The 20,244-nt window shown below is 35.2% G+C and carries 13 protein-coding genes; 10 read left to right on the top strand and 3 right to left on the bottom strand.

Annotation, left to right across the window (positions count from 1 at the left end):
* Nucleotides 1-293: 293 nt before the first annotated feature.
* The 6 genes from C1Y58_RS00750 (at nucleotide 294) to C1Y58_RS00725 (ending at nucleotide 9,210) form a co-directional block, all read left to right on the top strand.
* Entirely contained in the window at nucleotides 294-3,386 is a 3,093-nt protein-coding gene (locus C1Y58_RS00750; RefSeq protein ID WP_105614078.1) for a GNAT family N-acetyltransferase, read from the top strand.
* Nucleotides 3,387-3,395: 9 nt separating this feature from the next.
* On the top strand, nucleotides 3,396-4,247 hold the full coding sequence (locus tag C1Y58_RS00745) for an amidohydrolase family protein (RefSeq protein WP_105614077.1): 852 nt from the start codon (nucleotides 3,396-3,398) through the stop codon (nucleotides 4,245-4,247).
* A gap of 160 nt (nucleotides 4,248-4,407) precedes the next feature.
* Nucleotides 4,408-5,157, top strand: a complete 750-nt coding sequence (gene recO / locus C1Y58_RS00740) for a DNA repair protein RecO (protein WP_157949882.1) — start codon at nucleotides 4,408-4,410, stop codon at nucleotides 5,155-5,157.
* A 145-nt stretch (nucleotides 5,158-5,302) separates the two neighbouring features.
* Entirely contained in the window at nucleotides 5,303-5,710 is a 408-nt protein-coding gene (locus C1Y58_RS00735) for a bacteriohemerythrin (protein WP_105614075.1), read from the top strand.
* Nucleotides 5,711-5,772: 62 nt separating this feature from the next.
* Complete coding sequence (locus tag C1Y58_RS00730; RefSeq protein ID WP_105614074.1) at nucleotides 5,773-7,467, top strand: M3 family oligoendopeptidase; 1,695 nt, start codon at nucleotides 5,773-5,775, stop codon at nucleotides 7,465-7,467.
* A 354-nt stretch (nucleotides 7,468-7,821) separates the two neighbouring features.
* Nucleotides 7,822-9,210: a glycine--tRNA ligase gene (locus tag C1Y58_RS00725; protein WP_105614073.1), complete on the top strand. Its 1,389-nt coding sequence runs from the start codon at nucleotides 7,822-7,824 to the stop codon at nucleotides 9,208-9,210.
* A gap of 98 nt (nucleotides 9,211-9,308) precedes the next feature.
* On the opposite strand, the gene nadC is transcribed toward C1Y58_RS00725, so the two are convergent.
* Genes nadC through nadA form a run of 3 tightly spaced genes read right to left on the bottom strand, consistent with a single transcriptional unit; the run spans nucleotide 9,309 to nucleotide 12,540 of the window.
* Nucleotides 9,309-10,139, bottom strand: coding sequence for a carboxylating nicotinate-nucleotide diphosphorylase (gene nadC, locus C1Y58_RS00720; RefSeq protein ID WP_105614072.1), 831 nt, complete (start codon nucleotides 10,137-10,139; stop codon nucleotides 9,309-9,311).
* Nucleotides 10,139-11,617, bottom strand: a complete 1,479-nt coding sequence (nadB, locus tag C1Y58_RS00715) for an L-aspartate oxidase (RefSeq protein ID WP_105614071.1) — start codon at nucleotides 11,615-11,617, stop codon at nucleotides 10,139-10,141. The genes nadC and nadB overlap by 1 nt, the downstream gene beginning before the upstream one ends.
* 8 nt (nucleotides 11,618-11,625) lie before the next feature.
* Nucleotides 11,626-12,540 carry a quinolinate synthase NadA gene (nadA, locus tag C1Y58_RS00710; protein WP_105614070.1) on the bottom strand — a complete coding sequence of 305 codons (915 nt, stop codon included), beginning with the start codon at nucleotides 12,538-12,540 and terminating at the stop codon, nucleotides 11,626-11,628.
* Nucleotides 12,541-12,687: 147 nt separating this feature from the next.
* On the opposite strand from nadA, the gene C1Y58_RS00705 reads away from it, so the two are divergent.
* From C1Y58_RS00705 to C1Y58_RS00690, 4 genes are all read left to right on the top strand, one after another.
* A complete protein-coding gene (locus C1Y58_RS00705; protein ID WP_105614069.1) occupies nucleotides 12,688-14,355 on the top strand; it encodes a flavin monoamine oxidase family protein in 1,668 nt (555 codons plus the stop codon).
* Nucleotides 14,356-14,842: 487 nt separating this feature from the next.
* Nucleotides 14,843-17,470 (top strand): pyruvate, phosphate dikinase, encoded by a 2,628-nt coding sequence (ppdK, locus tag C1Y58_RS00700; RefSeq protein WP_105614068.1) that lies wholly within the window; start codon nucleotides 14,843-14,845, stop codon nucleotides 17,468-17,470.
* 197 nt (nucleotides 17,471-17,667) lie between these two features.
* Nucleotides 17,668-19,347, top strand: a complete 1,680-nt coding sequence (locus C1Y58_RS00695) for a sensor histidine kinase (RefSeq protein ID WP_105614067.1) — start codon at nucleotides 17,668-17,670, stop codon at nucleotides 19,345-19,347.
* A 38-nt stretch (nucleotides 19,348-19,385) separates the two neighbouring features.
* Nucleotides 19,386-20,138: a LytR/AlgR family response regulator transcription factor gene (locus tag C1Y58_RS00690; RefSeq protein ID WP_105614066.1), complete on the top strand. Its 753-nt coding sequence runs from the start codon at nucleotides 19,386-19,388 to the stop codon at nucleotides 20,136-20,138.
* Nucleotides 20,139-20,244: the final 106 nt, after the last annotated feature.

Here is a 20,244-nt window from a genome sequence, read left to right as displayed (position 1 = left end):
AAGGAAAACTATATTGAGTAAATTTTAAGTAGCTGTAGTTTATAGCTGCTTTTTTATTGCTTATCAAATGGAGAAAAATTGCTTATTATAAACTACGCTATGTAGTACTATCTATGATGTTATTAAAAAGCTGTATTGATTACAGCTTTTTTTGTTTGCTAAATTACTTAAAGAGTGGAGTGATATTCTCTATTATGGGAATTCATATAAGAATATTTGAATGGAGGAATGCGGAGAATAGAATATGGTGGATTGGAATGTTGCAGAGTAAAGGATTTAGGGGGTAATGGATTATGAAGAAAATTGATATTGTTAAATACAGTCACAGTTATGCAGAAGAAGTTGCAATCATGTGGAACAAAAGCGGGAAAAACTGGGGAGGCGAAGAGGTTGTAAAAACAGCTGAAGATATTATTAATGAAAATGATAATATGGGGAATATCTGCGCCTTCATAGCTCTTGATGGTAAAGAAGTAGTTGGTTACTGCAGTTTTGGAGAATATAAACAAGATGAAGGAGCATCCTATATACCTCTATTAAACGTTCGTCCAGACTATATTGGTCAGAAGGTTGGTAAGAGATTGCTTTTGGAATGTGTCAAATTAGCTATCGATGCCAAATGGCCTAGACTTGACCTTTATACATGGCAGGGTAATGATAAAGCTGTACCTTTATATAAAAAGTGTGGATTTTTCTGGGAAAGAAGAGATGATTCCACTCATCTAATGAACTTTATACCCTATGTCATGAGAACAGAGGCTGTTAAACATTACTTTGATGATTTAGATTGGTATGCAGATAGTTATCGTGAAATAAAAGTTGAAAGTGATGGAAGAACAGAGGGTGACTTTGAGTATTACGATTACATCTGGAAAAAAGGTGATACTCATTTAAGGATGGAATTTGAACGTAAAGGTAGAGGATTAACATGTATTGAAACCGATGATTACGTTATTAAAGCTAGAGTAAATAAACAGAAATTAGTATTTGGTAGAAAATATGTGATCCAATATGATATACATAATAAAAGTAAGAAAGAGCTTCAAGTCTCAATAAAGAGTCAAAATGATAAGAATATAAAATGTGACTTCTTGTATGAAGGTAATATAAGTGATTCGGAAACAATAACGAGAGAATTCTTTATTGATCCAGTCGAAGAGGAGCAGAGTATATGGAAGACACATCCATGCGTTGTCTCTGAAGTAAAAGTTAATGGTAAGAAGGCGTTATTTAAAGTTGGAATAGATCCAAAATTCCCAGTTAAACTTAAAATGACTGATCTGGAAGGGGCTTTATTAATTAACCAACCATCTATCTGTCATATGGATATTCAAAATAATTTTGATGACGATATTCAAGTTTCATTCCAATTGAATGATACTGATTTTCTAACCTTTAATGATGGTATGGTGAAATCAAAACTTAAGCCTAAAGAAAAAATATCCGTACCTATAAGTGTTCTTTTGAAGGATTATGGGTTTTATGATCAAGATATTACTGTGAATATACAATCTCCAACAGATGAACTAATGTTCAAATCAAAAGTAACTGGAGCCTTTAAGGGCTACCGAGGACGTTACTATGGTGCTGATGAGGATGGTTGGTATATTTACAATGGTCAATACTCTATGAAGCTTAATAAGCGTAATAATTTTGTTAGTATATATAAGTTTGGACATATACCTGATGATGATATTACATTCAGACCACCACAATTAGGTAAACCCTATTCACTGGAGTTTTATAATAAAAAACCTGAAGAAGTAAGTTTTGAAGTAAGAAAAGACAGTGTGTTATTAAAAGCTGTTTATCTTTCTGAAAAATTATTAGATCTCCAATTTCAATATTTTATTGAATTATACCAAGATGGTCTTGCAGAAATCTATTTTAAACTGCGTAACTGTTCTGAAACCTATACCTTTGATGAGATCTTTGTCAATCAGCAAGTCTTTAATCTTCTATGGGGTGGTTACATTCCTTACGATGGTGGCGTTATCAGAACACCAGGAGCAGATGGGTTAATCGCTAACCGATGGGACTACAAGAAGGTGGATCAAAACTGGGTTTTCTGTGATTTTGACATCAATACAGGATTAGGTTGGTCTCATGATAGCAAGATGTCTTTTAATCAGGTATTTGCGATGATAGAAAGTAATATAGGTAAACTAGAACCATTAGAAGAGAGATTATCAAAGCCTATTGTTTTAGCATTTGATACCTTTGATAAATGGCAGGATTTCAGTCAATACATGGGTAATGAGGTTTATCAAAACAGTATAAAAGATTTGAAGCAGGGGCTAGAATGTAAAATAAATGATGGCAACCCTATAGTTGATAACCAATTGAAGGTATCCATCAAGGAACATCAAAAAATTTCTGCAGCTGGTTCAATGAGTATTCAATCTACGACAGGTAGTGTTGAAACTAAAGAATGTCAATTGAAATCAAATGATCATAATGAGTTTATGGTAGAAATGACAATGAAGGAGAATCGACCTATGGATATTCTCTGTCTTCAGATCGATCTTAACTCTAGATCAATGTTAAAAAATAAGGCTATCTTCTTCCAAGGAGAAAATAAGGTTTTAAGCAACAAGTACATGGAAGACGAGGTGGAAGTCTACGAAGTTTCCAATGGATTGATAACCATTAAAGCTGCTCCTACTTATGGAAATGGTATCTACTCAATTGAGAATAAAGGACTTCAATGGCTTGATCATAGTTTCCCAGAAGCCTCTATAAAGGGATGGTGGAACTATTGGACTGGAGGATTTGATTATCGACCAACCAATATGACCTTTGCATCCTTATACAAAGAAAAACGATCTGCTGAGTTCGTTACTATTGATGATAATCATGGGAACAGTTGGTCCGGCATAAGAATGACACTAGATATCACTGAGAATGAAAAATATAAAGGGCTTCAATTAGATCAGTATTTCTTAATGATTTCTGGGGTACCTATACTATGTTCATTTGCAGTTATTAAGCAGAACATGGGCAAATATTTGGGCTCAGGCTCTCTAGTCAATACCATGTTTATGAAGGCTGGTGAAGATTTAGGTAAGAATAAAGTACATTATCAGGATCATGAAGGAAATCATATGATCTATCGATGTGGCGATTCAGAATTTGATGTTCTTAATAAGCATTATGCTGTTCATGAGTGTGAAGGAGTTAAGGATAAGATGACTCGCCTCATTAATGAAACAGTTCCGCTAGCTTTCTATAATTCCAATGGTGTTGCGTGGGAGAGTTATTTGCTTGACCTTGCTGTTCCAGATCAATCCACAGCCATTACCAATCCATCTTTCATGATATTCAGTGAAGAAAGAATAGACCTGGTAATGCTGGAGGATTTAAATAAACTTACTTTTAGACTATAGGAGGACAGAATGCAGATTATTGATGCTCATATTCATTTTTCGAATATAAATAGCTTTATAGATACGGCTAAAGAGCTTTCAAATGTGGATTATTCTGCGGCTGGATATAAAGATGAATTTAAGAAGAATAATGTGATGAAAAGCATAGGTATGGGGCTAACAGAACAATATAAAGGGGGCTTTCCTGATAGAGAAAGCCCTAATCCCATGCTATTAGATCTAGAAAATAAGCTACCAAGAGGTCTATATACATGCATTGGAGTTAATCCTATCCCATTAGCTGATCAGACTAAGGAATTAGAGTTAAGAAACATTGAGGAACAGTTGATGAATGATTCAGTTGTAGGTATTAAGATTTATGCAGGATACTATCATTTTCATGTTTATGATGAGGTATATCAACCTATCTATGCGTTAGCAGCAAAGCATCAACTACCAGTAGTTATCCATTCTGGAGATACCTATTCGGATAGAGGTTTACTGAAATATTCGCATCCTTTAAATATAGATGAACTGGCTGTAAGTCATCGAGACATCGACTTTATCATCGCTCATCTAGGTGATCCATGGGTTATGGATTGTGCTGAAGTGATTTCTAAGAATCCCAATGTATACGCTGATCTTTCAGGTTTAATTGTAGGTGATGCTAAACAGGTCAACAAATTCATGAATGAAAGATTATTCATGGATCATATAAAGCGGGCTCTTGTGTATACAGATAATTATAGAAAGCTGCTATTTGGCTCTGATTGGCCACTGGTAGATTTAGAAGCCTATATCCAATTTGTTAAAGCTTTGGTACCGGTAGAGTTTCATGAAGATGTTTTTTATCATAATGCTATAAGGGTATTTGGCTTATAATTAATAAAAAGATTTGTGATTTTCAAAGATTTATGCATAATAATGATATTAATTTGATGAAAACTATATTCAGAGAACCTATTTTTGATTATAATGTAGAAAGTAGATTATGTTTACTCTATCTACATTACCTCATTCTACAAATAATCTGGTGATCAATGTGAAAGAATATAAAGCACGAGGGCTCATTATCAATGAAATGCCTATCGGAGAGAATGATAAAAGAATAACCGTATATACAAAAGAATACGGTAAAATTACAGCTTTTGCTAAAGGGGCAAGAAAGCCGAAGAGTAATCTGCTGGCAACGACCCAAGTATTTGCGTATTGTGATATTATCTTTTTAGAGAGAAAGAGTTATACAACTATAAAGAGTATGGAGCTTATTGATTTTTTTCATAATATACGTAGTGATATTCATAGAGTGGCTTATGGTATGTATTTTATGGAATTATTAGATTATGTAGCTCTTGAAAATGAACCTTATCCACAGTTGCTGCTATTAACTTTAAAAGCTTTGAGACGTTTAGAAGATGAGCAGTTAGCTTTAGAATTAATCAAAGTAATTTATGAGTTAAAGGTATTAAGCCTCAGTGGTTATACGCCTGAATTACAATGCTGTTCCAATTGTAGTAAAGAAGCTAATACGTACTTTTTTTCTTCTAGAAAAGGAGGTCTAGTATGTCAGTTATGTCATTCTAAAGGAATGTCATCACCTTTAGAAGAAGGTGTCATCATGTCTTTAAGATACATTATCTATACCAATGTTCAATCAGTGTTTCAGTTTAATGTGTCTGAAGAGGTTCTCGATAAGCTATCTATCATTACTAAAGAGTTTATTCAATATCATTTAGATAGGCATTTCAAGACCTTAGATTTTCTTGAAGAAATATTAAATCCTTTAGTTTAAACACCGAGTTATGATAATGTATTGATTTCAATAATTTGGATGTGTTATACTGGAAAAAACATTAGCCTTTAATGATTTACTAAGTCTTAGATGAAAGAACGAGCTAAGACTTTTGTCATGAAATAAGGTACGAAAGAGGTGGCATATGGCAACAAAATTAGATGAAAAGTATGTTTTAGGAATCGATGAAATCGATGAGCAACATGGAGAACTTGTTTCAATAGGCAATAAGTTATTATCCTTATTAGAACTTGATGATTCTATTGACAGATACGACGATATTGTTGAAATCTTGAATGAATTACGAGAATATACCAGATATCATTTTGAGAGAGAAGAAGAATTGTTTGGAGAACTAGACTATCCTAATAAGGATGTACATATCATGGAGCATGAATTCTTTATGAAGAAAGTAGACAAGTTCTTTGATAAAGATATTGATGAGAACCAAAAAGAAAACCTTAAAGAATTAACAAACTTTGTAATGGGTTGGGTACTTCATCATATCTTAAACACAGACAATGAGTATGCTGAAATTATATTGAATGCTTAACTATGAAAGCAATAAACAGTCATAAATTTTAAAGTTTGAAAAATAGCCGTGGAGGTGCTAGTATGAAATTTGTAGATTATGAATATAAAAGACCTCAAATGGATCTGATCAAAGCAGACGTTGAGAAGTTAATTGTTAAATTCAATGAAGCAGAATCATTAGAGGAGCAAAATAAAATTATCGCAGAAATAAATGATATTCGCCAAACGGTAGATACAATGATGGATATAGCCTACATTCGTAATACCATTGATACAACTGATGAGTTTTATGACAAAGAAAATGATTACATGGATGAAAACAGTCCTATCTATGAAGGCTTAATATCCAAATACTATGAAGCCTTAGTTAATTCAAAATTTAAAGAAGAACTAAAGGAACAATGGGGACAGCAATTGTTTGATCTTGCTGAAGCAAAATTAAGCGTATTCAGTGAGGCAATCATTCCTGATCTTCAAGAAGAAAATAAGTTAAGCAGTAGATATGGGAAGTTATTGTCTTCAGCTAAGATCATGTTCGAAGGTGAAGAGCGTAACTTATCTCAAATGCGTCCATTTATGCAATCAAAAGACAGGGATACAAGAATTGCGGCACAAAAAGCGTATATAGCTTTTTTTGAAGAGCATGAGGCGGAGTTAGATGAAATCTATGATAGCATGGTGAAAGTACGTCATTCTATTGCACAGAAATTAGGTTTCAAGAACTTTGTGGAAGTGGGCTATCGCCGGATGCAACGTACAGACTATAGAGCAGAACAGGTTGCAAATTACCGTAAGCAAGTGAAAGATAGTCTAGTACCAATAACGACTGAATTAAGAGAACGCCAATGCAAACGATTAGGTTATGATCATTTATATTATTATGACGAAGGTTTACAGTTCTTATCAGGTAATCCAACACCTAAAGGTGACCCGGATTGGATCATGAATAAAGGTATGAAGATGTACAGTGAACTTTCCGAGGAAACAAAGATTTTTATGGAGTTTATGGTGGAACATGATTTATTTGATGTATTGAGTAAAAAAGGCAAACGTGGAGGTGGTTATTGTACGTATCTACCTAAATACCAATCACCATTCATCTTTGCAAACTTCAATGGTACAGCAGGTGACGTGGATGTATTAACTCATGAGGCAGGTCATGCCTTCCAAGTGTTCTCTAGTCGAGGCTACGAATTACCTGAATACTATTGGGGAACCTATGAAGTAAGCGAGATTCATTCTATGAGCATGGAGTTTTTAACCTATCCTTGGATGGAAGAATTCTTTGTTGAGGATACAGATAAATATAAATTCTATCATCATGCTGATTCCATTCTTTTTATTCCTTATGGTGTAACTGTTGATGAATTCCAGCATTGGGTATATGAGAACCCAGAAGCAACGCCTACTGAACGTAAATCAATGTGGCGTGAAATTGAGAAGAAGTACTTACCTCATAGAGATTATGCGGATTGTGATTTCTTGGAGAGAGGTGGCTTCTGGTTTAGACAAGGACATATTTTCTACGATCCATTCTATTATATAGACTATACATTAGCCGCTATTTGTGCAATTCAATTCCGCAATAAGGCTGAAGAAAATCGCGAAAAAGCTTGGGGAGATTATATGAAGCTTTGTAAAGCAGGTGGTACAATGTCTTTCATTAAGCTTTTAGATTATGTAGGTCTCGATAATCCATTTGAAGATGGTTGCATCAAAAAAGCAGTTGAACCAGTGAAAGCATACTTGGATACTATTGACGATAGTAAATTTTAAATACAAGATTTTTATTGACGACAGTTTAAGAATTTGTTATACTTAGTTTCATTAAAGGTAAATAGTGTCATGCGTAGACGAAGAGGAGTATTACAGGAGATGCGTCAAGCGAGCTAAGGATGGTGAGAGCTTAGCCGATATCTTGTAAGAAAGGCACTTCAGAGCATGTAGAATAAAGAGGTCGTTTTGTAAGAAAATGGCAATAAGGGTGGAACCGCGGAATAAGACTTTCGTCCCTTGCGTACAGCAAGAGACGGGAGTCTTTTGTTGTATAAAAATTAAGTTCAATTAATAGAGTAGGCATAATCAAAAATTGATTTGTAAAGCCTAAAAGAAGAAGAAAGGATGGAGCTTATGGAAAAGACAATGGAAAAGATAGTATCTCTAGCGAAAACAAGAGGATTTGTTTACCCTGGTTCTGAAATTTACGGTGGTTTAGCCAACACATGGGATTACGGTCCTTTAGGGGTTGAATTAAAAAATAATGTTAAAAAAGCATGGTGGGATAAATTTATTAAAGAAAATCCACATAACGTTGGTGTGGACTGTGCCATCTTAATGAACCCACAAGTATGGGTTGCTTCTGGTCATGTTGGTGGTTTCAATGACCCATTAATGGACTGTAAAGATTGTAAAGAGAGATTCAGAGCAGATAAAATCATTGAAGATTTTATGATGGAAAAAGGTGAAGAAATCACTGATCCAGTTGACTCATGGACAAATGATCAAATGAAGAGCTATATTGATGAACAAGGTATTGTGTGTCCATCTTGTGGTAAAAAGGATTTCACAGATATTCGTCAATTTAACCTCATGTTTAAAACTTTTCAAGGTGTAACGGAAGATGCTAAGAATACAGTTTATATGCGTCCAGAGACAGCTCAAGGTATTTTTGTTAACTTTAAAAACGTTCAAAGAACAACAAGAAGAAAAGTACCATTTGGTATTGGTCAGATTGGTAAATCCTTTAGAAATGAGATAACTCCAGGTAACTTTACTTTTAGAACAAGAGAGTTTGAACAAATGGAACTTGAATTTTTCTGTGAACCAGGTAAAGACTTAGAGTGGTTTGAATTCTGGAAAGAGTTCTGTGTAAATTGGTTAAAACGTTTAGGAATGACAGATGAGCATATGCGTGTACGTGATCATAGTGAAGAAGAATTATCTCATTACAGTAATGGAACAACAGATATTGAATTCTTATTCCCATTTGGCTGGGGAGAACTTTGGGGTATTGCTGACCGTACTGACTTTGACCTTAAAAAGCATGCGGAGCATTCCGGAGAAGATATGAATTACTTCGATCCAACAACTAATGAAAAATATGTTCCTTATTGTATTGAACCATCATTAGGTGCTGATCGAGTAACACTTGCATTCCTTTGTGAAGCTTATGATGAAGAAGAGTTGGAAAATGGCGATGTAAGAAATGTACTTCGTTTCCATCCAGCATTAGCGCCAATTAAAATGGCTGTCTTACCATTATCTAAGAAGTTATCTGAAGAGGCTAATGATGTTGTAAAAATGCTAAGTAAATACTACAATGTAGAATTTGATGATAGAGGATCTATTGGTAAGCGCTATAGAAGACAAGATGAAATTGGTACACCATTCTGTATCACATTTGATTTTGACTCAAGAGATGATGCTTCTGTTACTATTCGTCATAGAGATTCAATGGAGCAAGAGAGAGTTAAGATAGATGAGTTATTAATGTATTTCCATGATAAGTTTGACTTCTAAAAACTAAAGTAAGTTATATTTACAACCTAAAAAAAGTACGTGATCAGCTATAAAGATACAGATCATGTACTTTTTATTTTATTGATTAAAGTATTTAATTAAAGCAAGTTTAAACTGATATCTAAAGATTTGACAGAATGGGTAAGGGCACCTACTGAAATATAGTCTACGCCTGTTAAAGCGACGCTTCGAATACGCTCAAGGTTCATATTACCTGAAGCTTCTAGAATGCACTTTCCTTTATTCATTTCTACAGCACTTTTCATGTCGATATTGGTCATGTTGTCTAACATGATAATGTCAGTGGATGTAGCAAGGGCTTCCTTAAACTCTTCTAAATTAGAGACTTCAACTTCAACCTTAGTTGTGAATGGGATTTTATTTCTCACTTGAGACACTGCCTGGGTTATGTTACCACATGCCTTAATATGATTATCTTTTATCATCACAGCATCGGAAAGGTTGTAGCGGTGAAGACTGGCACCTCCAGCTTGTACAGCCATTTTTTCCAAGAGCCTTAATCCTGGTGTTGTTTTTCTGGTATCGACAATAACAGTAGGTAAATCCTTGATGGCTTCACAGTATTGCCGTGTCTGTGTAGCGATACCACTTAATCGTTGAAGTAGATTAAGGGCAAGGCGTTCACCTTTTAAGATAGCATTTGTGGAACCACTTATAGTTATAAAGACGTCACCTTTACTAATAAGATCACCATCTTCAACATGGTTAGAAACTCGTATTTTAGGATCAATAATTCTAAAAACCATTCTGAACACATCTAATCCAGCAATAACACCAGATTCTTTTGCTTTTACTTCAACAAAACCACTTAGAGAACTGGGGATAAGATAATCAGTGGTCATATCGCCATAGGGCATATCTTCCTTTAAAGCATTTATGAGAATATCTTGAACGATAAGTTCTTTCATCAATAAACCTCCTTGATAAAACTGCCAATGGATTCTTTACGGTGAATTGAAGCTTTACATATAGTAATACCAGTGGATATAGCATTTAAGCAGTTGTAATAGGCGATACTATAATCCTCTGAATCAAGCATCTCTTGATAGTATGTAGTCAATAATGAATAAGCAGTCTCTAAATCACATGGATTACGAGACAACCAGCAATACTCTGAAATAATAGCTTTTACTTTGTCTAATAAGAGCTCATAACGGCTGTTATCATGAGTATCTTTTAGCTGGCGGTTCTGACCTATGATCTTAATAATCCTAGTATGATTAGACTTATTAATTGAAGAAGCTACTTGATTACCAAATACAACGCATTCTAGTAGTGAATTGCTTGCTAAACGATTAGCACCGTGTATGCCAGTATGAGCACATTCGCCGCATGCATACAAACCGAGGATTGAAGTACACCCATTAAGGTCCGTTTTAACACCTCCCATGACATAGTGCTGTACAGGAGAAACAGGAATGAGATCCTTAGATATATCAATGCCTTTTTCTAAACAACGTGATTGAATGTAAGGAAATCTATCCGTCATATACGCGGTATCTAAATGACGCATATCCAAATACACACAGGGTTGATTACATGCGATCATTTCCTTATAAATAGCCTGAGAAACCATATCTCTTCCAGCAAGTTCCTTTTTCTCATGGTATCGGAGCATAAATCTTTCCCCATCCCTATGAACTAAGTGGGCACCTTCACCTCTCACAGCTTCTGAGATAAGAAAGCTTTTCCCACCAGTAGCGTCATAGAAAGCAGTAGGGTGGAATTGAACAAATTCCATATCACAAAGCTGGACTTGATGACGAAATGCCATAGCAATCCCATCACCGTATAAGTGACTCCTATTGGTAGAACGAACATATATACCACCTATGCCTCCGGTAGCTAAAACAGTGTGCCTTGCATATAAAGGTTGTAGTAAGTTATCTTTAATGATTTGAACACCGTGACATTCAGTTGAATGAATGAGTAAATCAACACATGCGGTATCCTCCATCAATTCAATATTGTGACGGTTCATGAGTACATCAAACAAAGCCAATAGGATGCCCTTACCAGTTTGATCTTTAATGTGCAAGATTCGTTGATGCTGATGTCCACCTTCGCATGTTAAACGATAGCCTTGTTCAGTTTGATCGAATATAACACCTAGACTTTCCAGCAGGTTGATGGTTTTCTTTGATTCATTGACTAAAAATGTAACAATTTCTTTATTGTTTAATTGGTGTCCTATTTCCATCGTATCATTGATATGGCTTATGTAATTATCATCCAATGTTGCAGCTATACCACCTTGTGCCAAATAGGAATTAGAATCCTTTATTTTATTTTTAGTCAGCAAAACTACTTTAAGATGGGGATCGATCTGAAGAGCGGTGATAATCCCCGCTAGACCTCCACCTATTATAACCACATCTGCATACACATAATCACCTACTCACATATACTGAACATTTTATCAATGCTCCCATAAGCTCTTTGGCGCAATTCTTCATCCACTTCAATAACATGTTGCTGGTACTTGAGAGCATGATATACATCTTTTAATCCTGTCTTTTTCATATTACTGCAGATCAAACCTGTCGATAGTAAATAGAAGGCTTTATCTGGATGATTTTTCTTTAAGCTATGTATAACACCCATTTCTGTTCCTATAATATATTTATCATAATCATGCTGGTCAACATAGTGAATTATTTGTGAGGTACTGCCAACATAATCTGCATGCTTTAAAACGCTATAAGAACATTCAGGATGCACGAGAATAGGCGCATTGGGGTGAATAGCTTTTACTTGTAAAATATCTTTTTCTAATACTCGTTTATGAGTTATACAAAAACCTGGCCATAGATCAATGTTCTTATGGGGAAGGGATTGTTTGATATAGTGCCCCAGATTCTCGTCAGGGACGATAAGTATATCCTTTTCAGGTAGGCGGTTAATCACTTCTACTGCATTAGCACTGGTTATACATACATCACATTCAGCTTTTACCTCTGTTGTAGAATTGACATAACATACAATTTTTTTCTTTGGATTCATTTCTCTATAAACTCTTATATCTTCAGCAGTCACCATTTTAGCCATCGGACATAGAGCATCAATAGCTGGAAGTAAGACTGTTTTCTTTGGTGACAGAATTTTTGCAGTTTCAGCCATAAAGCGTACGCCACAGAATACGATGGTTTTACAATCAACTTCTTTAGCTGCTTTGCTTAACATGAGTGAATCACCTACGATGTCGGCTATATCTTGTATATGCCCATCCTGATAGGTATGAGCAAGAATAACAGCTTTGTTCTTTTCTTTTAGTTGCAGGATCTCTCGGGTGATTTCCTGAGTAGTCATCTCTTCACCTCATAATAGTGTATTTACATCTGTCTTGTCAGTAAGATGTGCCACTAGTATATCACTAATAATACTCTATTGCAATATAGTTCTAAGTAAATAAATAAGGAAATATATTTAATTAAGGAGCAAAAAGGGAGTAAAGGAATGAGAGATCAAAACATGAAGCAACCATCAAACCCTACAGATGAACAACGGTATGCACTGTTAAGTGATGTGCTTAAAAAAGCAAATAGATTAGTTGATTTTCCTTATATAATCAAGGCGCTAAACCCTCCTGAAGACATCACATCAATTGCTCAGCCTGGGGAATTTAAAGGAGTACGAGTTGCAGTTTTAGGTGGTGGTGTAGCAGGTCTATCTGCAGCTTATGAACTACGAAAAATCGGATGCGATATAACGCTTTTTGAAGCAGAAGAGCGGGTAGGAGGACGTGTTTATACTTATTATTTTGATGAAGAGAAAGACTTGTTTGGAGAATTAGGTGCTATGCGTATTCCGGTTGGGCACCAATCTACATGGCATTACATTAACTTATTTAAACTCAATACAAATGCCTTTATTCAAAATAATGAAAATGCTTTTATTTACGTACGAGATATACGGGTTAGAAATGATGCCAATGGTGAAAGTGTATCTGAAAAAATCTATCCAGAGTTTCCACTAACACCTAGAGAAAAAAGCATGTCTTGGCAAGAGCTTATTGGATACGGGACAAATAGTCCTTTATTCACCATGTCGCCTACTGTAAGACAGGAAATTGTATACAGTTTGCCAAAGTATAACCCTAAAATGGTCTATTGGGTTGCTAAAAACAGTCGGCAAGTACTTCAGAAAATGAAGTTGTCTCAAGGGGCAATTAATCTAATAGGAAGTATCACCCCCTTATTGGGTTCAATGTTTTATAACAGTTATTCTGAGGTTTTTCAAGAAAACTATACAGGAGATTTCGAATACCTGTATCAAATTGATGATGGTTTTGATCAATTGCCTAATGCCTTTTATGAAGCATTGACGGGAAGGAGACCGGAAGCTTATGAGGGATTCAATAAAGAGGACTTAGGTAATGTAGATATTAAGCTCGGTCATATAGTAGAAGCTATTAAGCAAGTAGAGGGTAATCAAGTAGAAGTGGCGTATGGAAAGACATTAGGGAATCCACAACATCAGCACGAAACGGATACATTTGACTATGTCATATGTACGCTACCATACTCAAGATTAAGAACTGTTGAACTTGATCCTATATTGGGAGATCGAAAAATGGAAGCCATTCGTGAGGTGAATTATAATGATATCCAAAAGACCTTATTCTTGTGCAAAAAAAGATTCTGGCTTGAGCAGGGGATTTATGGTGGAGGTTCATCTACTGACGAAGTTATTTCTTCCATTTGGTATCCTGTTGATGGTGTAAAAGATCCCAATGTACCAGGTGTACTGACTGCGTCCTACAATCTGGGACTCAATGCATCCTATCTTGGCAATTTATCAGATGAAAGACGTATTGAAGTTATTAAAAGACAGGTTGAAAAAGTACATGGTTTAGAAGAAGGCTATCTAGATGAAATTGTTATGGATTATAAAACCATGAATTGGGGTTCAGCACCTTTGTATCTAGGCATCTGTTTATACAGTCCAGAGCAGAAAACCATTTTTAGTGCTTCTATGGATACACCAGTTTACAATAATCATATGTTCTTTGCAGGTGTTCATATATCAGAAACCCATGGATGGTTGCAGGGAGCCCTTAAAACAGCTATGGAAGCAGCTAATGGTATTGCCTATCAATGCCGATTGAACCGATATGAAAAGTAATATATTGAAGTGATTTTTCTGACGAAAGATCACTTTTTTTTGTTGGAAGCTTCTTTGAACTAGTAGTATTATCCCTTCTTTGTAATAGTGTAACAACACTTGAGAGTAGAATGATAAAAAATTTATAACATATTTTACTAGGTTTCTTGGTTTAAATATCAAGAAAAAATGGTAGAATATGAATGAATTTTAAAATTATATGGAAGAAAAAATGGCAGAATAGTGTAAAAAACATGTTACAGATTGTATAAAACTAACAAAATATTTGAATGGTTTTATGATTTTTATTAGAAATTTTACAAACAATAAAAACATCAAACATTCTTTTAAAAAACCCTATTATTTTCTGTTTTTTATGTTATAATTAAAAGCGAGTTTAGAATAGACGGTTTATGCCAATTTCCATTGTCCCAGATGAGAGGTTGAATCACTAACCAAACTATTCTATGACATATATAAATTTTTATTATATATAGGAGGTAAATTAATGAGCAAGAAATGGGTTTATCTATTTAATGAAGCTGACGCATCAATGAAGAACCTTCTTGGTGGTAAAGGTGCTAACTTAGCTGAAATGACAAAACTTGGATTACCAATTCCACAAGGTTTCACTGTATCAACAGAAGCATGTGTAAACTACTATGATAACGATAAGGTGATTGCTGAAGATATCGTTAAACAAATCGAAGATGCTTTAGCAGAAACTGAAAAAATTACAGGTAAGAAATTCGGTGACACTGAGAAGCCATTATTATTATCTGTACGTTCTGGTGCAAGAGTATCTATGCCTGGTATGATGGACACAATCTTAAACTTAGGTTTAAATGATGTAGCAGTTGAAGGTTTTGCTAATGCAACTGGCAACCCAAGATTCGCTTACGATTCATACAGAAGATTCATCCAAATGTTCTCTGACGTTGTTATGGAAATTCCTAAATCTAAATTCGAAAGAGTTTTAGATGAAATCAAAGAGAAAAAAGGTGTTGAATTTGATACAGATTTAACAGCTGATGATTTAAAAGACGTTGTTGCAGAATTCAAAGCTTTATATAAAGAGGAAAAAGGTGAAGACTTCCCTCAAGAACCACAATCTCAATTAATGGAAGCTGTTACAGCTGTATTCCGTTCTTGGGACAACCCACGTGCCATCGTATACAGAAGAATGAACGATATTCCAGGTAGATGGGGTACTGCAGTAAACGTTCAATCTATGGTATTCGGTAACATGGGTGATACGTCTGGTACAGGTGTTGCTTTCACAAGAAACCCTGCAACAGGTGAAAATGGTATGTATGGTGAGTACCTAATCAACGCTCAAGGTGAAGACGTTGTTGCTGGTATCCGTACTCCGCAACCTATCTCTAAATTAGAAGAAGATATGCCAGAAGTTTATGAGCAATTCATGTCTATTGCTGGTCAATTAGAAAATCACTACCGTGATATGCAAGATATGGAGTTCACTATTGAAGATAAGAAATTATACTTCTTACAAACTCGTAATGGTAAAAGAACTGCTGCTGCAGCTTTAAAAATTGCTGTTGATTTAGTAGAAGAAGGTTTAATTACTGAAGAAGAAGCTGTAATGAAAGTTGATCCTAAGCAATTAGATCAATTATTACATCCTAACTTCGATGTTGCTTCTTTAAAAGCTGCAAAAGTTGTTGCTAAAGGTTTACCTGCTTCTCCGGGTGCTGCTGCTGGTAAAGTATTCTTCACTGCTGAAGATGCTGCTGCTGCAAAAGCTAATGGTGAAAAGAGAGTAGTTTTAGTAAGACTTGAAACTTCTCCAGAAGATATTGAAGGTATGTACGCATCAGAAGGTATCTTAACAGTACGTGGTGGTATGACATCTCATGCAGCTGTTGTTGCTCGTGGTATGGGTACTTGTTGTGTATGTGGTTGTGGCGATATCAAAATTGACGAAGAAGCTAAGACTTTCACAGTTGACGGTCAAACAGTTAAAGAAGGCGACTATATTTCATTAGACGGTTCTACTGGTAATGTGTACATTGAAGACATTAATACTGTTGAACCAGAAATTAGTGGTGACTTTGCTAAATTCATGGCTTGGGCTGATAAAGTTAGAACTCTTAAAGTTAGAACAAACGCTGATAACCCAAGAGATGCTAAGAACGCTGTAGAGTTCGGTGCTGAAGGTATCGGTCTTTGCCGTACTGAGCATATGTTCTTTGAAGAAGACAGAATTGCTAAAGTTAGAAAAATGATCTTAGCTAAAGATGAAGCTGAGAGAAGAACTTACCTTGATGAATTACTTCCATTACAAAGAGGCGACTTCGCTGGCATGTATGAAGTATTAGAAGGTAAGCCAATGACAGTACGTCTACTTGACCCACCATTACATGAGTTCTTACCTCATGAAGATGCTGATATCGAAGCATTAGCTAAAGATATGGGTGTAACTTTTGAAGATTTAAAAGCTAAAGTTGAAAGCTTACATGAATTCAACCCAATGCTTGGTCATAGAGGATGTCGTTTAGCAGTAACTTACCCAGAAATCGCTGAAATGCAAGCAAGAGCTATCGCTGAAGCTGCTATTGAAGTGAAAAAATCTAAAGGTTATGATATCGTTCCTGAAATCATGATTCCATTAGTTGGAGAAGTTAAAGAGTTAGCTTACGTTAAATCTATTGTTGTTAAGACTGTAGATGAAGTAATCGCTGCTGCTGACGTTGCATTAGATTACACAGTTGGTACAATGATCGAGATTCCTCGTGCTGCTTTAACAGCTGATCAAATCGCTGAAGAAGCTGAGTTCTTCTCATTTGGTACTAATGACTTAACTCAAATGACATTTGGTTTCTCACGTGATGATGCTGGTAACTTCTTAGATGATTACTATGAGAAGCAAGTATTTGAATCAGATCCATTCGCTAAATTAGACCAAACAGGTGTTGGTCAATTAGTAGAAATGGCTGCTACAAAAGGTAAAGCAACTCGCCCAGACATCAAATTAGGTATCTGTGGTGAGCATGGTGGAGATCCTGCATCAATCGAATTCTGCTACAAAGCTGGATTAAATTATGTATCTTGTTCTCCATTCCGTGTACCAATTGCTCGTTTAGCTGCTGCTCAAGCGGTAATCAACAACAGATAGTAACGGATTGTATTAAAATTTATATAAAGAAAGTGGTTGGCTTATGCCAGCCACTTTTTTTGGTATAGTTAGAGCATACAAGCTTTCTTGGTAAGTCTTGGTATAGATACTTTTATTCTTTATAACTTGAATTTATATCGGTTTTTGTATTATTATAAAGATAGAGTATTTAAGATAGTCATTAAAGGGGTTTGCTTATGATTTTAGTTATATTAAAGGGGCTGCTTAATCAACTGGGGATTATTGTTTTGGCAGCATTTATATTATCGAGATCAAGATTTTTTAAGAATTATATATTAAAAGAGAATTTAACACTTTACGATAAAGTTCTATTTGCAGTAGTATTTGGTTTAGTAGGCATTGGAGGAACTTATGCTGGTGTTCCAATTAATGATGCTATTGCCAATAGCAGGTCTATCGGTGTTGTGGTAGCAGGTCTTTTAGGCGGACCATTTGTAGGGATAGGAGCTGGGTTAATAGCAGGTATTCATCGTATGCTAATTACAACAGGGCGATTTACAGCTATAGCATGTGGGATATCAACCATTCTGGGTGGTGTTATAGCTGGTTATGCTAAAAAATATGTGGATCATAAACAGGATAAATGGTTATTTGCAGCTTTAGTAGCTGCTATCATTGAGACATTGCAAATGGGCGTTATTCTATTAGTAGCAAGACCATTTGATCAAGCTCTTCTTCTAGTAGAAATTATATTTATACCAATGACTTTTATTAATTCATTAGGAACGGGTGCCTTTATATTACTAATCCAACAGATTTATGATGAAAAAGAGAAGGCGGGTGCAATGAAAGCACAGCTTGCTCTATCCATAGCGACGAAAACATTACCTTATTTCAGAAAAGGCTTAAATTTTGTGTCAGCAGAAAAAACAGCAAAGATTATTCATGAATCAACGAAAGTAGCAGCAGTATCTTTAACAGATAATGAAAAAATACTAGCCTTTGTCGGTGCAGGAAAGGACCATCATAAAACAGGTGGACACATTCGTACAAGACTTACAAAGAGGGCCATACAGGAAGGACGCTTTATGGTTGCTCATGAGAAAAGTGCTATAGAATGTTTTGATAAAAAGTGTCCGTTGAAGTCTGTTATCGTTGTACCTCTGTTGATCAACGAGCAGGTTACCGGAACATTGAAGCTCTATAAGAAAGTAGAAAATAGTATCACTTCTTCTGATGTTGAACTAGCCAAAGGTCTTGGACACTTGTTTTCAACCCAATTAGAACTTAGTCAGTTAGATTATCAAAACAAGTTACTGAGTAAAGCTGAATTAAAAGCTTTACAAGCTCAAATACAACCCCACTTTTTATTCAATGCTCTAAATACAATTGTATCTTTTTGTAGAACAGACCCTAGCAAAGCCAGAGAACTTTTACTTAAATTGAGCTACTACCTTAGGACTAATTTCAAGAATATCGGGGATTATATACCCATAAAGAAAGAACTTGAATATGTAAAAGCATTCTTATACATTGAGAAAGCCAGATTTGGAGAGCGTCTTGTAGTCAAGTTTGAGGAAGATGGTGATATTAATTGCAATATACCTCCATTGATTTTACAACCCATTGTTGAAAATGCGTTGAAGCATGGTTTACTTCCTAAGAAAACAGGTGGGTCTGTCGTTATCCGAGTTGCTAGAAGGGATGATCATGTTAAGATTACAGTCATTGATGATGGTGTAGGTATGTCTAAGGATGAAGTAAGATGTCTACTTGATCATCAATGTAAAAAAGAAGGCATTGGGGTAAGTAATGTCCATAAAAGATTGGAGAGTATTTATGGACAAGGTTTGCATATTGAAAGTAATGAAGGACAAGGGACGAAGGTTTCAATGATTATTCCTGTAGTAAAATAAGTGATATAAAGGAAGTTATTTAAAATGGAGGGGTTACAATGCGTGTCATTTTGGTAGATGACGAAAAACCAGCTTTAGAAGAGTTAGAGTATATTTTGAAGTCTTTTGGGGATATTCACATTGCTGGGAAATACACAGATCCTGTTAAAGCATTAGAGGACATAAAAGATTTGAAGCCAGAAGTTGTATTCTTAGATATATCCATGCCTGAGATGGATGGTTTCTTACTGGCTGACGCTATTATGAAGCTAGATGACTCTATTCAAATTGTATTTGCTACTGCTTATGATGAGTACGCTATTCAAGCTTTTGATATTAATGCAGTTGATTATATCATGAAACCATTCTATGAAGATCGTATTAATAAAACCATTCAACGTATTCGTAAAGGAATGGGTAATCGTTCTAATGAAAATAATGACAACATTAAGAATGCAATTAAAGGTCACAGTCTAAAAAAGTGTAATAAATTAGCTGTTTGGTTAAATGATCGTATCATCTTGATTAATCAATGCAATATCTTATATTGTACAGTCAAGGATGGAGCAACCTATATCATCACGAAAGATAATGAATTCTATGTACCAGATACCTTGAGTAAATTAGAAGAACAGTTAGAATGCCAACATTTTTTTAGGTGCCATCGTAGTTATATCATTAATATTGAGCAAATAGAAGAAATCATACCTTGGTTCAATAATACTTATAACGTGAAGATGTTTGGGTGTGATGAAAAGGTTCCAGTTAGTAGAAGACATATAAAAGATTTTAAAAATATCTTTAATTTTTAGTAATTTTGCTTAAAACCGCTCAGTGATAGAATGCAACCGTTTAGGTTGCATTTTTTGCATTTAAGGCCGAGAACAGCATATTAAGTACGATGATATGATAGAGTTA

Origin of the sequence: Vallitalea okinawensis, from assembly GCF_002964605.1 — a bacterium.
Lineage (GTDB): Bacteria > Bacillota > Clostridia > Lachnospirales > PQDH01 > Vallitalea_A > Vallitalea_A okinawensis.
The sequence above is the reverse complement of the archived record's forward strand: the minus strand, read 5'-3'. Positions and strand labels throughout refer to the sequence as shown.